This window comes from Nocardia sp. NPDC005998, assembly GCF_040614395.1.
GTDB lineage: Bacteria > Actinomycetota > Actinomycetes > Mycobacteriales > Mycobacteriaceae > Nocardia.
The window spans coordinates 128,803-143,762 of the sequence record NZ_JBEXUI010000015.1 but is presented as its reverse complement, the minus strand read 5'-3'; the positions used below and the strand labels follow the sequence as shown (position 1 = coordinate 143,762).

Below are 14,960 nucleotides of genomic sequence, written 5' to 3'. Positions count from 1 at the left end.
TCCATGTGTCGCCCGATCAAGTGTCGTGTCGCATGTCGGTATTGCCTCCTCCATGCAGACCACGTGCCTAGTTGCGTTCTAGTTCAATCGGGTGTGTCGCGAGCAGCGACAGCGGAAGCGGCTGGCGGCGCAGGACGTGGGCCCACAGGTCCGGGCGGCCGGTGCTGATCGGATCCGAGGGCAGGGCGGAGAGCACGATCCAATCGTTGTTCTGCAGTTCGCCTTCGAGCTGGCCGAAGGTCCAGCCCGCGTAGCCGGCGAATATGCGCAGCCCCTCGATCAGCGGGGTGATCTGATCCGGGTCCGCGTCGAGGTCGATGAGCACCACGCGGCCGTCGATCCGGCGCAGGCCGGAGACACCGTCGATCGAGGCGCCGACCCGAACGGTGCCGAGGCAGAGGGCCGCGTCCCGTTTGACCGGGCCGCCGATGAACAGCGTGCGCGGCGCGGCCGCCGCCTCGGTCCAGCGTGGCAGTACATCGTGCACCGCGGTATCGCTCGGGCGGTTGAGCACCACACCGAGACTGCCCGCCTCGTTGTGTTCGATGATGTAGACGACGGTACGCCGAAATGTCGGCTCGACCAGGTCGGTCGCCGACACCAGCAGGGTGCCGGCGCGCACCACCTGCTCGCCGTGCCGGGAATCGCGTCGCCGACGGTCACCGTGTCCGCCGCGAGTCTTCCGATCGTCCGGGTCATCTCCGCGTGCCACTCCGACATCATCGCACCGTCGCGGGCCGTTCGTCGGTCAAGCGGCGTGGCGGATTCCGTTACTGTGTGGCCATGGAACGGCCCGAGGTTCTCCTCGACAATGCGGACACTGTGTACGACTTCTATCGCGAACACCAGCAGAACCGGCTGAAGGCGTGGGGTGCCTATGCCATTCTCGGACGTCGATACCATCCACGCGTCGCCTACGCCGAGGGCGCGCGCAAGCTACTGCACGAGGTGATCGGCCAGCGCAGGCCGCTGCTCCTCGCGATCAACCACCTCTCCGAATCCGATCCCTACACCGTCGCCGCGGCGGCCTGGCACAGCGAATTGCGCCCGGTGATCGGGCGGGTGCGGGTACTGGCCAAGGACGAGCTGTTCCTCGATGACAAGCAGCGCCGCAGGATCGACATGATGGGTGGGATCCCGGTGTTCCGCGGCAAGGACCACGGTCTGCGGGCGGTGAACGCGGCCGGTCAGCGAATGATGGACATCTGTGCCGAGCGGATGGCCGATGGCGATGGGATCGCGGTCTTTCCGGAGGGCACCTGCAATGAGATCGATCACACCGAGGTACAGCCGGTGGGCAGCGGGATCGGTCACATCGCGTTCCGTGCGATGAAGCTGGGTGCGCGGCCCGTGCTGGTCAGCATGGCTTTGAACTATGGACCCCGAGCGGATCCGACGGTGCCGGTCACCAAGGAAGAGGCCAAGGCGGCCAGCGTCTACTTCGGGGTTCCGGTCACCGAGCTGCCCGCCAAGCCCGCGGAGATCGCCCGGCTGGTCCGCACCGATCTGCAGCAGGCACTCGACGGGGCCGTCGCCGCGTACTGAACCCCTGCCTACTGGGGCAGGCCCAGCTTCTCGCGCGCCCACTGCGGGACCAGCGCGATGTACTCCGGTCGCGACTCGATGAAGTGATAGACCATCGGGCACATCGGCAGGATGCCGAAACCCTCCCGACGCGAGGCGTTCAGTGCCGCCTGCACCAGCACCCGGCCATAGCCCTGGCCTTCGTGCTGCGGATAGATCTCGGTGTGGACGAAGGCGCGTTCGGAGGCCGTGTCCTGGTATTCGGTGTATCCGGCGATCGCACCGTCGACATAGATCTCGAAGCGTTCCAGCATGGCGTTGTTACGGACCTCAGTCGACATGGCTCGACGCTACTCGGTGTGGGTGGGTGACGGTGTACCGCAACACTAATCGGCTCCGATCCGGTGCTCGACTTGTCTACCGGTGCCGGGCTGGCAAGAATGCTCTTGGTCGCGCCGAACGCCTCCACCGGGAGTGAGGAACGGCCGGGCGGAGGTACGAAACATGATGAGGGTGCTGGGCAGTTCGCAAGTACTGGGCAGTTCGCAAGTACTGGGCAGTTCGCAGGTACCGGGTATTTCCCGGGTACTGGTCGCGGTGGCAGCCGCCGGCCTGATCAGCGGATCGATCATCACGGCCCAGGCCGCGGCCACACCCGGTGCCGCCTTCGGCGCCTGCCCGGACTCATCGGTGACCGAGGGACGCGGCGTGCAATGCGCGGTGATATCCGTTCCGATGAATTACGCCGAACCCGACGGCGCGCGTATCGAACTCACCGTCAGCCGGATCGCCGCCACCGCGCAGCGCCGTGGCGTCATCGTCGCCAATCCGGGTGGACCCGGCGCGGACGCGCTGGACTACTGGGCGCGCCGGATCGACTCGCTGCCCGCCGAACTCAACGAGCACTACGACCGGGTCGCGGTGCAGCCGCGTGGACTGCGCTGGGCCACGCCGCTGCGCTGTGCTACCCAGGCCGTCGATACCTCGAAATCGGCTGATGGTGAACAGGTTTCACTCGGCGGCGGTAACCGCAACGATATCAAGAAGGCCTGCGACGCCGCACTGCCCGGCTACCTCGACACCATCACCACCGAGAGCACCGCGCGCGATCTGGACCAGGTGCGCGCCGCGCTCGGCGTCGACCGGATCAGCTATCTCGGCACCTCCTATGGCACCTATCTCGGCGCGGTGTACGCATCGCTGTTCCCGAACCGGGTGGATCGTATGGTGCTGGATTCCAATGTCAATCCCGATTGGGTGTGGACCGAGGAGTTCGCCCAGCAGCAGGTCGCTGGCAAGCAGCGGCTCGATGATCTGTTCGCCTGGATCGCCGAGCACGACGGCGAATACCGGCTCGGGGATACGGCACTGCAGGTCTACCAGAATTGGGTGCGGCTGGTCGCGGACCAGGGCGGCGGCTGGTATGCCAATCTGACCCCGCCACCGGCCAGTGTCGCCGATCTGCCGGGAGCGCTGCCCGAACCGCTCGCCGAGATCGCCCGCGACGGCTTCAACGGCAGCGTGGAGCAGGCGGGCAAGGTGCAGAATCTGGTGCGCCTCATGCTCACCGGCGGTGCGTCCGCGCAGGTGCCGCTGGTCGGTGCGACCGCGGTCGCCACCTACACCCGCACGTTCTGGCCGACCTTCGCCAGGGCGATGGCCGATGCCAATATTGATCCGAAGAACGTCCGCCAGCTGCTCGCCATCGAGGGTGCCACCAGCACCGATCCCACCGGCCGCTTCGTCTTCTCCGCCATAACCTGCAATGAGAACGCGGTGCGCGGCCGGCTCGAGCTGATCGGCTCGGCCTTCGCAACCATCGCCTCGGGCGGCAATGCCATGGACGCCCGCGCCGATCTGGTCCGCTCCGGAACCGCCTGCGGTAGCTGGAAACCGGTGACCAAACCGGTGCCGATCAACGGCAAGGACCTGCGCACCCGCCCGCTGCTGCTGCAGAGCCGCCACGACGCGCTGACCACCTACGAGGGCGGCCCGGCCATGGCGCGTGCCATCGGCGGCTCGCTGATCACCGTCGAGGGCGGTGATCACGGTGCCTTCGGCCGCGGCAACACCGTCGTCGACGAGGCCGTGCTGACCTACCTGCGCACCGGCCAGGTCACCATCGACCACGCGGATCAAGCGCCGCTGCACTAGGCGGGTGGATATCACCCCGTCGGCGGGGTGCATGGAGCAGTGGCTGACCGGGGCACGTACTCGTGGTGGGTGGCGGCGGGTATTTCGGCTGGCGCGCTGGGGGTTTCGGTGTGGCGAGACTGGTGGTGTCGCCTACTCGCGAAGTCGACGCCGACCGATAGCCCTGAGCGCGGCCACGACCAAGGGTGACCTGGGGCAGCGCCGCCCTCGGCGCGTGCCGCACCGACTGGATCGCACAGGGCTATCCACAGATCGCGCCTGAACGCGCAACGAGGGTGATGGAAGCACATTCGACCGGGCGCTGCTTTCGTGGCATAGCAGGTCGGCGATGGCCCGCGCACTGCCCGACGTGCGTCCGCCGGAGCCACCCCGGACAATGTGGGGATGACGTCCGCGCTTCGGGTGGTGATCGCCCCGGATAAGTTCAAGGGCTCGCTGACCGCGCCCGAGGTGGCGGCGGCGCTGGCGGCTGGCATCGCGCGCGCGTGCCCGGACGCCGAGATCCGGCAGGTGCCGGTCGCGGACGGCGGCGACGGAACCGTCGACGCATTCGTGGCGGCGGGCTGGGAGCGGATCGAGGTCGATGCGCCGGGGCCAACGGGAGCAGCCGACACCGCGGCCTATGCGGTGCAGGGGACCACGGCGGTAATCGAATTGGCCGCGGCGGTCGGACTGACGAAACTGCCAGGGGGACAACCCGATCCGCTCGGCGCGCACACCTACGGACTCGGTGTCGTCATTGCACACGCATTGGACCGCGGCGCCACCGATATCGTTCTCGGCCTGGGCGGCAGTGCCTCCACCGATGGTGGCGCGGGCATGCTGCAGGCCCTCGGTGCGCGCATCATGGACGATGACGGCAATGAATTGCCCACGGGCGGAGCCGCTTTGGTACATGTCGCGGGAGTGGATCGCACCCGATTGCATCCGGGCATTTCGGCTGCGAATTTCACCTTGGCCTGCGATGTCGACAACCCACTGCTCGGCCCGACCGGCGCGGTCGCGGTATACGCGCCCCAGAAGGGGGCGACGCCGCCGGATCTGCCCATCCTCGAGGCGGCACTGACGAACTGGGCGGCCGTCGTCGCACCGGAATTCGCGGATGTCCCCGGCGCGGGCGCGGCGGGCGGTACCGGCTTCGGCGCGCTGGCGGTGCTCGGCGCGCAGGTGCGCAGTGGCATCGAGGTGGTTCTCGAACTCCTCGATTTCCCAGCACTTCTCGACGGCGCCGCCCTTGTCGTCACCGGGGAGGGTGCCCTCGATGCGCAGAGTCTGCACGGCAAGGCCCCGATCGGCGTCTGCGAGGCGGCGCGCAAGGCGGGTGTCGCGGTGGTGGCCGCCGTCGGCAGAGCGCAGTTGACGCGTGATGAGATCCGAGCGGCGGGTTTCACCGCCTGCTACGCCCTGGCCGATCTGGAGTCGGATCCCGTCCGCTGCATTGCCGATGCGGCACAGTTGCTGGTCCGCGTCGGCGAGCGGATAGCCGTCGACAACATCGGAAATTGATCTGCTCGCAACCCGAATTCAGGCCGACTGCCAGTCCCCCTCCAGATCAATACCTGCCCTACCCACCCCAACTGCTCGCCGAGCGTCGTCGTGGCGGTCGAATACGGTCTGCGCGACCACCATTCGACTACGTTCTGCATAACCCGGTCCCAGGGCTCGATATGGCAGGAGTTGTCTGGACGCGGCACTAGCCCGCGGCGGCGAGCAGGTTGCCGAGGAGTTCGTCGCGGTGTGCATCGCCCCAGGTCTCGAGCGGGCGCAGGGCGACCGCGAGTTCTTCGCCGAGTGGGGTGAGCGAGTATTCGACGCGCGGGGGGACTTCGGGGAAGACCTCGCGGTGGACCACACCGCTGGCTTCGAGATGGCGCAGGTTTTCGGCGAGGACCTTTTCACTGACGCCGGTGAGCAGCTTGCGAATCCGACCGAAGCGCTGCGGGCCGGCCCCGAGCACCCACATCAGATGCAGCTTCCATTTGCCGCCGACGACATCGATCGCAATCGACATGCCGCACACATCGTGATCCGCGTCACTGCCCATATCCACCGCACTCCTTCTGAGCTGAATTCGAACCTCGAGGTAAGCAACCACACCTCAACGTTCGGTCTTCCCGACCCTACGTGCGAGAACGACCATGGATTCCGGCCGTAGCGACTGCTCGCAGGTCGCTCGAAAGGGTCAGCAGCGATTGCTTGCAGGTCGCTCGAAAGGGCCAGCCGACCGATCGAACGAGAACCGAAGGAACACAATGTCCGAACAGACCACCGCTGGATCCGTCTCCGTCCTCGGCCTCGGGCCGATGGGCCAGGCCATGGTCCGGGCCTTCCTGGACGCCGGTATCGAGGTGACGGTGTGGAACCGCAGCATCGACAAGGTCGATGCCATGGTCGAACTCGGCGCGAAGCGGGCCGCCACGGTCGCCGAGGCGCTGGACGCCAATTCGGTGAGCGTGCTCAGCCTTACCCACTACGCCGCCATGTATGACGTGCTCGGCCAGGCAACCGACCACCTGGAGGGCAAGGTGATCGCGAATCTGTCCTCGGATTCTCCGGAAAAGGCCCGCAAGGGTGCGGCCTGGGTGCGCGAGCACGGTGCGGAGTTCATCTCCGGCGGCGTCATGTCGGCGGGGGACAATATCGCGCATCCGGCGTCGTTCATCTTCTACAGCGGTCCCCAGCAGGTCTTCGACGCGCACGCCGAACTGCTGCGCCCGTTGAGCCCACAGGAATACCTCGGTGTGGACGACGGGCTCGCGCAGGTCTTCTACCAGGCCGGACTGATCATTTTCCAGCCGTGGATGCTCGCCTTCGATCAGGCGCTCGCGGTGATCGAAAAGTCCGGTCACAGCATCGACCAGTTCCTGCCCTTCGCGCTGCGCTCGGCCGCTGCTTACCCGTACTTCATCGAGGATTTCGCGACCGCGGCGAAGGCGGGCGGCTGGGGCACCCTGGCCAGCCTGAAGATGATGGACGCTGGCGCGCAGCACATTATCGAGGCCAGCGAGGAGGTCGGCGTCGACGCGACACTCTCGCACGCGTCGCAGGGGCTGTGGCGGCGTGCCATCGCGGCCAGCGAGCAGGCGGACAAGGCGGTTCCGGTGTACCAACTGTTCGTCGATCCGCGGGACTGAATCTCGGTGCTGCCGAGCCGGATCAGCGAACCGTCGGGCTATTCGCCGACGACCCGCGCCGATTCGGCGGTGGAACCGAGTCGAGGGAAGGGGCTGGTGGAGAAGATAACCTCCACCGCCACTTCGAAATACGCTGCGATCCGCAATGCGAGATGCAGGCTCGGACTGTATTCGCCGCGCTCGAGGTAACCGATCGTCTGATAGTGCACGCCGAGCGCCTCGGCCAACTCCCGCCGGGAGATGCCGCGCTCGGCCCGCAACATGGCGATGCGGTTGTAGATGACCTCAGTAGGCACGCTGAATCGCCCTCTCGCGGCGCGCCGCCACGCTCGACCCGGACTCGCGACGTGCCATCCTACGCAGCACCACCGGGGCCAGCAGCAATCCGGCCACCGCCCAAACGCCGAGCACGGCAATGGTTTCCAGATGCCGCCAGGAGTGGCCGAGTTCGATGGCGACCGCATCGCCGGGCAGCATCGCCGCGCGCATGCCGATGCCGACCCAGTAGATGGGGAACACCTGCGCAATGCCCTGTAGCCAGCCCGGCATCGAGGTGATCGGGTAGAAGATGCCGGAGATGGTGACAATGCCCATGACCGGCATCGCGAGGAACCCAATATTGCGGGGATTGCTGAACAGCGATCCGAGCACCGCGCCGGCCGGCATGGTCGCGATCATGCCGAGCGCGACAATGCCGATCAGGCTCAGCCAGGAGCCGACGCTGTCCATCGCGGTGCCGTCGACCAGGAAGAGCCCGGGTATCAATATCACCAGGAACGGGACGACCACCGAACCCGCGGTCGTAACGATCTTGCCGATCAGATAACCCACCATGCCGTTCGGTGTCGCCTTGGCGCGCAACAGTGTTCCGTCCTCGCGCTCCATGGTGAGCGCCTGGGCGATGCCGAACATGCCATTGAAGGCAACGAACATGCCGAGGATGCTCGGCAGGGCCAGTGATCCGAGCCCGAGGCCGCTCGCCTGGAATTTCGCATCGCGCATGAAGAACAGCACGACGATCATGGCGACCGGCCAGAACAGCATGCCCCACAGGTCCTGGGGCGTGGTGAGCATTTGCCGCAGCTCGATCAGTCCGCGCCGGGTTCCGGCCCGTACCGCGGTGTCGATCGGATTCATCGCGCGACCTCCTCCAATGAATGGATCTCGGTGTCGAGCCTGCCGGATTCGTATTGCTGCACGAGCTTCATGTAGGTGTCCTCGAGCGAGGCGCGCCGCACCTCCAGTTCGCCGATCTCCTCGCCGTGCTGCCCGAACAGCTCGTGGACGAATTTGGTCGACTCGGTGGTGGTGTGCACGAATCGCTGTCCATTGTGGGTCCACCGGATTTCGGCCTCACCCGCGATGCGACGCGCTAATTCGTCGGCCGAGCCATCGGCGATGATCCGGCCACCGGCCAGGATCATGATGCGGTCGGCGAGCTTCTCGGCCTCATCGAGATCGTGGGTGGTGAGCAGGATGGTGGTCCGGTCATCGGCGAGTTTATGGACCAGATCGTGGAATTCGCGTCGGGCCTGTGGATCGAAGCCCGCGGTCGGTTCATCGAGGAACAGCAGTTCGGGACGGCCGACGATGCCGATCGCGACATCCAAGCGGCGACGCTGTCCGCCGGACAGCGATCCGATCTTGCTGTTCGCCTGTTCGGTGAGACCGACGGCGGCGATGAGTTCGTCGGTGTCCCATGGCCGTTGGATCGTATCGGTGCGGTACGGCACGTAATAGGTGCCGAGATGCGAAAGTATTTCACGCACACGCCATTTCGCATGGTCGCGCCATGACTGCAGGACCACGCCGAGCCGGGCTCGCCAGGCTTCGTCAGCGCGTGCGGGATCCATGCCGAGCACCTCGACGCGGCCCGCGGAGCGCATGCGGAAGCCCTCCAGAATTTCGATGGTGGTGGTCTTGCCCGCGCCATTCGGTCCGAGTAGTACCAGCACCTCGCCCGGTCGCGCTTGGAACGTCACATTGTGCAGGACGTCGGTCGTGCCGTATCGCATGCGCAGTTTCTCGACGTCGATCGCGACGCCGTCACCCAGAGTCATCTCATCCTCCCGTTGTGAGATCGGGATGATTCGTAGCATACCTACTACATATCGCCATGACAATGCTGTTCTCATCCGTCGGCACGCGAGCACCGCCCGAAGGTCACCTTCGAACTCGAACCCGCCACAACCGATCTCGCAAAACTGACCGTCATCCACAACGGCTTCCCCGTTACCTTCTTCGTGGCCTTGACGCGGGGCCACGGTCGCCAGTCCCGGTATGACTTCTTCCCCCTGTCGCACTCATGATCCGGGGGGTGGTGTCGCCGGGTGCTGGTGGCGTCGACGGACCGCTGATGGGGACAGGGCTGCTCGTAGGTCTCTTCGTAACGTCGGTGCCGGGCGTTGACGCCAGATCGGGCGGCCGTTCTGGGTTTTCGACGCGATGAGGAACTGCGAAGTGGCACAGGCGTATGCCGTGTTCTGCGGCATTGACGTGGGAAAAGGCGAACACCACGCGGTCGGTCTCGATACCGGCGGCAAGCGGTTGTTCGACAAGGCACTGCCCAACGACGAAATCCGGCTACGGGCCGTGTTCGACCAGCTCGCCGCCCGCGGCCCGCTACTGATCGTGGTCGACCAACCCAACACCATCGGCGCCCTGCCGGTCACCGTCGCCCGCGCCTGCGGGCACGACGTCGCCTACCTGCCCGGCCTGTCGATGCGTCGCATCGCCGATCTCTATCCAGGACAAGCCAAAACCGACGCCCGCGACGCCTACATCATCGCCGATGCCGCCCGCACGATGCCGCACACACTGCGCCGCGTCGACACCGGCGACGAAACCCTCACCGAACTCGGTGTCCTGGTCGGCTTCGACGACGACCTCGCGGGCGAAGCGGCACGCACCAGCAACCGCATCCGCGGCCTGCTCACCAGCATCCACCCAGCCCTCGAACGCGTGCTGGGACCGCGGATCTCGCACTCAGCTGTCCTGGAAATCCTGTCACGTTGCGGTGGGCCGCAAGGAATCCGAGCTGCGGGCAAACGCAAACTCACCACGATCGCCACCAGACACGCCCCGCGCATGGGTGCACGTCTGGTTGAGGAGATCCTGGCCGGCGCTGCCCGCGCAAACTGTCACCGTTCCCGGCGCAAATGCCGCCGAGATCGTGCTGCCGAAACTCGCTGATTCATTGAAAACGGTTCTACTGCAACGCAAGAGCATCGCTGAAGATATCGAGAGGATGCTCGATGATCACCCTCTTGCCACGGTCCTGACCTCGATGCCCGGCGTCGGGGTCAGGACCGGAGCCCGCATCCTGCTAGAGCTCGGCGACGGCTCGGCGTTCGCCTCGGCCGGACACCTCGCCTCCTACGCCGGAATCGCACCGGTCACCCACCGATCCGGCAGCTCGATTCGCGGCGAACACCCCGCACGCTCGGGCAACCACAAACTCAAACGCGCCCTGTTCCTGTCCGCGTTCGCCGCCTTGCACGACCCGGCCAGCCGCGCCTACTACACACGAAAGCGTGACGAAGGAAAGAAACACAACGCCGCCCTCATCTGCCTGGCCCGCCGCCGCTGCGATGTCCTCTACGCCATGCTGAAAACCAAACAGCCCTACCGGAACTCGACTCCCCCACCGACCCTGAGCCGATACGGGCGCCTCAATAACGAGGAAAACCCGAACAGGCGGGTAGTGCCCCGCCGATGCGGTCGGCGACACGACGGCGCAGTAACTCGTACTCCCCGACCCTGCGCCGCAGCGGCCCCGAAGGACGGACAATCCTGCCGTTCGTGACGGTTTCCCCGAGCTTGAACTGCTCGAAAGTCAGATCCACTTCCACCCCATCGGGCAGCCGGTTCCACCAGTGATAACCACGCTGCTCACCGTCCAAATACACTTCGCCGAGCATCAGATCGCCGCCGAAAACGTCCTGCACGACCAGCGCGGTGATATCACAATGCCCCCATGCCGGATTGCTGAACTCCCATGCCGCCCTGGCCACATCGTCGGGCGAACACGTATCAGCAGCCCAACTGCCGCGCAGAGCCTGCTCGATCACAGTGAGCGTGAAGGAAGCCACACAGCCAGCCTGCCACCTCAATGGAGTTCGCCCCAGGCAAATGTTGACAAAGAACATAGGGACACCCCCCCGCAGCCAAGCCCTCTAAGGCATCAGCACCAACTGGCCCGCCATCCTCTCCAGCCTCAAAACCCCGGGCCTGGACAAGTGATCACCATGCGCTGGTGCAGGCAAACGCCGAGAACACCCCTGCATGAGCGCATTCTCGTAAGTTTCGAGGAAGGGAGAGCGGTGCTCTTGACTTGGAGAGGGGGGAGTGGAACACTGATCTCAATAGAGAGCGGTGCTCACGAGTAGGAGAGAACGATGGATGCCAGGACTCGTTACATTGGTCCCAGTGGGCTTGATCCGATCATGAATCGGGTTGCCAACTGGCTGCCTCGGCTTGGGATCAGTGTTATGGGGTCGCGGTTGTTGGCGGTGCGGGGGCGTAAGAGTGGGGAGTGGCGGACGACGATGGTGAATCTGTTGACCGATAGCGATGGCACTCGGTATCTGGTTGCGCCGCGGGGGCATACGCAGTGGGTACGGAATTTGCGGGTTGCGGGGGGTGGTGAGTTGCGGCTGGGGCGCAAAGTTGAGGCATTTGCCGCGACCGAGGTGGCGGATGCGGACAAGGTGCCGTTGTTGCGGCTGTACCTGCAGAAGTGGGGGTGGGAGGTGGGGAAGTTCTTCGAGGGGGTTACCAAGGATGCCAGCGATGCGCAGTTGGCCGAGATCGCGCCGGGGTTCCCGGTTTTCCGGCTTGCGTAGTGCGACAGAGCAATTCGGTTGAACTCGAAGCGTTCGATGGCGTGACGCCGGGTATGCGGAATGCGATGCGGCGTTGTGGGGGGCTATGCCGCTTGGCGGTCGGTCGAGCTGGTCCGGCCCAACTGCCGCCTAGCGCTTGATCAGGAATTCGATGGCGGCGGCATAGCCCTGGATTCCCATTCCGGCGACCACTGCGGTGGCGATGGGGGAGATGTAGGAGTGATGCCGAAACTCCTCGCGCGCATGCACATTGCTGATGTGCACCTCGACAATGGGGAGTTCCGGAATCACCAGCGCATCACGCAGCGCCACCGAAGTGTGCGTCAGCCCACCGGGATTGATGACAATGCCGGATTCGACGCCGCGCGCCCGATGGATCCGATCGATCAGCGCTCCTTCGGAATTCGACTGGAACGCATCGATCTCGCGGCCGTACCGCGCGGCGGTCTGCCGGCACAGCTCGATGACATCGTCGAGCGTGGCCGACCCGTAGACCTCCGGCTGGCGGGTGCCGAGCATATTGAGGTTGGGTCCGTTGAGAACCAGGATCGGACCAGGTGTCGACATGGACAAGACACTAGTCGCAGCGACCGCTAGCAGGTCGCTCGACGATCCGAACTAGAGTCCCTGCGGACCTTCCGACCGCAGGTCGTCCACCTTCCGCATGGCGGTGCGCAACTCCTCGAGCCAGGCCTCGGCGTGTTTGCCCGCCAACTTCACCGTCCAGGCCAGCGCATCCGCCCGCGATCGGGCCACGCCGGAATCGACGAGGGTGTCGAGCACCTTGCGCTCCGGCTGACGCAACCGGGTCATGACCGGAACGGCCAAGTGCGTGAACATGGTTCGTTCACCATCCACCGAGACGCCCCAGGCGACGCTGCGCCCGTAGCGGCGCTGGGCCTCATCCGCTATCCGCATCCGCGCCGGGCGGGTGGTCTCGCGGAATCGGGCGATGGCGCCCTCCTTCGTCGCGGCCGGAACCTCCTCGGCTGGCGCATCGGCGTCGGCCTGCTCCGCTACCGCGGGTTTTTCCGGCTGCGGGATCGGCAGTTCACCGATCACCACGATTTCGTCGCGGTCGATTTCGATGACGGGCTGTCCGGTGAACCAATCGCTTGGCAACCGGCCGGCGAACCAGTCGGGGGCATCCGCTGGGTCGGGTAGATCGGCCTGCTGCCAGCCGCCCGGTCGTCCGAAACCCCGTCCCCGATGATCGTGCCTCATTTGGGAATCACCTACTTACTGTCGCTCGTGTATTTCATTGATTACAAGATTACGTCGCAATTGGTGTCCGTGGTTCCGCTCTGTGCGAACGGTTTCGGCGAAGGGCGGCGCGGGTATGCCGCAGAGAGGGTGTGCGCTGGTCAACGGGGTCCTTCGCCCCCGAAACGCCGACGTACACCGTTTTCGTCCGACTTTGCGTTCCGGCCGGTACGGTTGCGGCGCCGGATGTCGCGGCGGGACCGGGGAACGCCTATGATCAGCCACTCGAAGCAAGGGTTTCGGGCACAATCGGAGATGCTGAGCATGGCTAACGTCCGGGCTGCGGCGGCACGGCGGACAACTAATTTCAGGTACGGTGGTCTTGTTACTGGAGTGACAAGAGTAAAGAGTGGGCGACATGGATGTGTGGGGATCCCGCCGCTATCGCGTCCGGGGCGCAATCGCACTCGCCGTGGCGGCGGCATTGGCTATCACGATCGGATCGTGTGGAACCGACCAGAAACGCAATGAGGCCGAAAGTGTCGTAGACCGCTTCACCGAACTGCTCGACAATCAGAACTATGCCAAGGCGGCGGAGCTGACCTCCTATCCCACCGCCGCGTCAGCAACGCTGAAGCAAATGTTCGCGGGTTTGCAGCCGGGCAAGGTCGACTACCAGAAGACCCAATTCATCGGTCTCGGCGCCGAGGGCGGACTGTTCAGCATGGACGTCGCCTGGGACTTCGGCGAGAACAAGACCTGGAAGTACAGCCTGCAGGGCAATGTGCGGAAGTTGGCGATCGGCTGGCGGATCTCCTGGGATCCCGCCGTCGTCATGCCGCAACTGGACCACAACCGCACGGTCCGCCTCGTGCGCACCACACCCACCCCGCCACCGCGGGTCACCGATATCGTCGGCGACGCGCTGATGACCGAACAGGTCATCAATGTGATCAAGCTCGATCCGGCCAAGACGACCGATCCGGTCGCCTCGACCGACGCACTGGCCAAGGCCATCGCACCGGTCGCGCCGCTGATCACCGGACCCTCGCTGCTGCAGCAACTGTCGTCCGCACAGGGCAAGCCGATCGTCGCGGTGAATCTGCGCGAACCCGATTTCGCGATCCTGGAGCCCGCGATGGCCCGGGTGCCCGGCGTGGTGATGGAGAAGCAGCCGCGGCTCATCTCCGCCGATCGCCGGACCTGGTCGCCGATGCTGGACGCGCTGCGCAAGGTGTGGCAGGACAGTCAGGATCAGCATTCCGGTTGGGGCGTGCAGATTTTCGAACAGGACGGTCGCTACGTCGGGCAGATCGCCGGATATCAGGGACCGCCCGGTCCGGACATCGCGGCCACCATGGATCAGCGCCTGCAGCGGGCCGCCGAGGATGCCGTGGTGAGCGTCGGTACGCCCGCCTCGATCGTGGCGATCCGGCCCTCCAGCGGCGCGGTCGTCGCGGTCGCGCAGAACACGCAGGCCAGCGAGCACGGCTCGGTCGCCTTCACCGGGCTGTATCCGGTCGGCACCAATATCGACCTGTTCCGCACGGTCGCCTCGGTCCTGAAGAACAAGGCACCGCAGGACGTTTCGGTGCCGGATGCGGCCGAGGCCGCGCCGAATCTCGGTGTTGGCGTCGATTACAAGGTGCCCGGACTGGATGAGGTCACCGGGCGGGTCGCGGTCGCGGGTCGCAGTGCCGAGCAGGTCCGTCAGGGCGGCGGCACGGATGCGGTACTGGCCAGCCCCTTCGGCATGGCGATCGCCGCGGCCGCCATCGCGCGCGGACAGGTGCCGCCGCCGATGATCGAGGCCGGACGGCCGAGCACCACCGACGCGCAGGTCGGCGGCATGCCACCGGAGCTGACCGACCGGCTGCGCGGACTGTTGCGCGATGGCGCGGGCCGACCGGAATTCGCGCCGCTGCGGCCGTTCCGCGATGTCACGGGATTCGTGGCCACCGCGGGCAATGATGGTTGGCTCATCGCGAATGCGGGGGATCTGGCCTTCGCGATCCATATCAATGACGCCGACAGCGGCGATGCGACCGCGCGGATGGCCGCCAGGATGCTCCAGTACCTGGCGTCGCCGGAGCCCTGATGG

The 14,960-nt window shown here is 65.7% G+C and carries 15 protein-coding genes and 1 pseudogene; 7 read left to right on the top strand and 9 right to left on the bottom strand.

Going from position 1 to position 14,960, the window contains the following annotated elements; genetic code table 11:
• Positions 1-67: 67 nt before the first annotated feature.
• Entirely contained in the window at positions 68-712 is a 645-nt protein-coding gene (locus tag ABZ293_RS21700; RefSeq protein ID WP_355183197.1) for a YqgE/AlgH family protein, read from the bottom strand.
• Between the two features lie 71 nt (positions 713-783).
• Between ABZ293_RS21700 and ABZ293_RS21695 the strand changes: the two genes are divergently transcribed.
• Positions 784-1,545 (top strand): lysophospholipid acyltransferase family protein, encoded by a 762-nt coding sequence (locus ABZ293_RS21695; protein WP_354960889.1) that lies wholly within the window; start codon positions 784-786, stop codon positions 1,543-1,545.
• 8 nt (positions 1,546-1,553) lie between these two features.
• Here ABZ293_RS21695 and ABZ293_RS21690 read toward each other — a convergent pair whose 3' ends face one another.
• Positions 1,554-1,865, bottom strand: a complete 312-nt coding sequence (locus ABZ293_RS21690; RefSeq protein ID WP_354960890.1) for a GNAT family N-acetyltransferase — start codon at positions 1,863-1,865, stop codon at positions 1,554-1,556.
• Positions 1,866-2,028: 163 nt separating this feature from the next.
• Between ABZ293_RS21690 and ABZ293_RS21685 the strand changes: the two genes are divergently transcribed.
• Positions 2,029-3,678, top strand: a complete 1,650-nt coding sequence (locus ABZ293_RS21685; RefSeq protein WP_355183195.1) for an alpha/beta hydrolase — start codon at positions 2,029-2,031, stop codon at positions 3,676-3,678.
• A 384-nt stretch (positions 3,679-4,062) separates the two neighbouring features.
• On the top strand, positions 4,063-5,184 hold the full coding sequence (locus ABZ293_RS21680) for a glycerate kinase (RefSeq protein WP_355183193.1): 1,122 nt from the start codon (positions 4,063-4,065) through the stop codon (positions 5,182-5,184).
• Between the two features lie 187 nt (positions 5,185-5,371).
• On the opposite strand, the gene ABZ293_RS21675 is transcribed toward ABZ293_RS21680, so the two are convergent.
• On the bottom strand, positions 5,372-5,722 hold the full coding sequence (locus ABZ293_RS21675; RefSeq protein WP_355183191.1) for a helix-turn-helix domain-containing protein: 351 nt from the start codon (positions 5,720-5,722) through the stop codon (positions 5,372-5,374).
• Between the two features lie 208 nt (positions 5,723-5,930).
• Between ABZ293_RS21675 and ABZ293_RS21670 the strand changes: the two genes are divergently transcribed.
• Positions 5,931-6,812, top strand: a complete 882-nt coding sequence (locus ABZ293_RS21670) for an NAD(P)-binding domain-containing protein (protein WP_355183190.1) — start codon at positions 5,931-5,933, stop codon at positions 6,810-6,812.
• A gap of 38 nt (positions 6,813-6,850) precedes the next feature.
• On the opposite strand, the gene ABZ293_RS21665 is transcribed toward ABZ293_RS21670, so the two are convergent.
• The 3 genes from ABZ293_RS21665 to ABZ293_RS21655 are packed head-to-tail and all read right to left on the bottom strand — an operon-like array spanning position 6,851 to position 8,872.
• Complete coding sequence (locus ABZ293_RS21665; protein WP_355183188.1) at positions 6,851-7,108, bottom strand: helix-turn-helix transcriptional regulator; 258 nt, start codon at positions 7,106-7,108, stop codon at positions 6,851-6,853.
• Positions 7,098-7,949 carry an ABC transporter permease gene (locus ABZ293_RS21660; RefSeq protein WP_355183186.1) on the bottom strand — a complete coding sequence of 284 codons (852 nt, stop codon included), beginning with the start codon at positions 7,947-7,949 and terminating at the stop codon, positions 7,098-7,100. Before ABZ293_RS21660 ends, ABZ293_RS21665 begins: the two co-directional genes overlap by 11 nt.
• Positions 7,946-8,872, bottom strand: coding sequence for an ABC transporter ATP-binding protein (locus ABZ293_RS21655; RefSeq protein ID WP_355183184.1), 927 nt, complete (start codon positions 8,870-8,872; stop codon positions 7,946-7,948). The genes ABZ293_RS21660 and ABZ293_RS21655 overlap by 4 nt, the downstream gene beginning before the upstream one ends.
• A gap of 385 nt (positions 8,873-9,257) precedes the next feature.
• On the opposite strand from ABZ293_RS21655, the pseudogene ABZ293_RS21650 reads away from it, so the two are divergent.
• Positions 9,258-10,425, top strand: a pseudogene (locus tag ABZ293_RS21650) (IS110 family transposase); the annotation flags it as partial.
• Positions 10,426-10,483: 58 nt separating this feature from the next.
• On the opposite strand, the gene ABZ293_RS21645 reads toward ABZ293_RS21650, so the two are convergent.
• Complete coding sequence (locus ABZ293_RS21645) at positions 10,484-10,960, bottom strand: hypothetical protein (protein WP_355183183.1); 477 nt, start codon at positions 10,958-10,960, stop codon at positions 10,484-10,486.
• Between the two features lie 249 nt (positions 10,961-11,209).
• Between ABZ293_RS21645 and ABZ293_RS21640 the strand changes: the two genes are divergently transcribed.
• Entirely contained in the window at positions 11,210-11,656 is a 447-nt protein-coding gene (locus tag ABZ293_RS21640; protein ID WP_354961956.1) for a nitroreductase/quinone reductase family protein, read from the top strand.
• 129 nt (positions 11,657-11,785) lie between these two features.
• Here ABZ293_RS21640 and aroQ read toward each other — a convergent pair whose 3' ends face one another.
• Positions 11,786-12,223, bottom strand: a complete 438-nt coding sequence (gene aroQ, locus ABZ293_RS21635) for a type II 3-dehydroquinate dehydratase (RefSeq protein WP_355183181.1) — start codon at positions 12,221-12,223, stop codon at positions 11,786-11,788.
• 51 nt (positions 12,224-12,274) lie between these two features.
• On the bottom strand, positions 12,275-12,880 hold the full coding sequence (locus ABZ293_RS21630) for a hypothetical protein (protein WP_354962063.1): 606 nt from the start codon (positions 12,878-12,880) through the stop codon (positions 12,275-12,277).
• A 397-nt stretch (positions 12,881-13,277) separates the two neighbouring features.
• Between ABZ293_RS21630 and ABZ293_RS21625 the strand changes: the two genes are divergently transcribed.
• A complete protein-coding gene (locus ABZ293_RS21625; RefSeq protein ID WP_355183179.1) occupies positions 13,278-14,957 on the top strand; it encodes an NTF2-like N-terminal transpeptidase domain-containing protein in 1,680 nt (559 codons plus the stop codon).
• Positions 14,958-14,960: the final 3 nt, after the last annotated feature.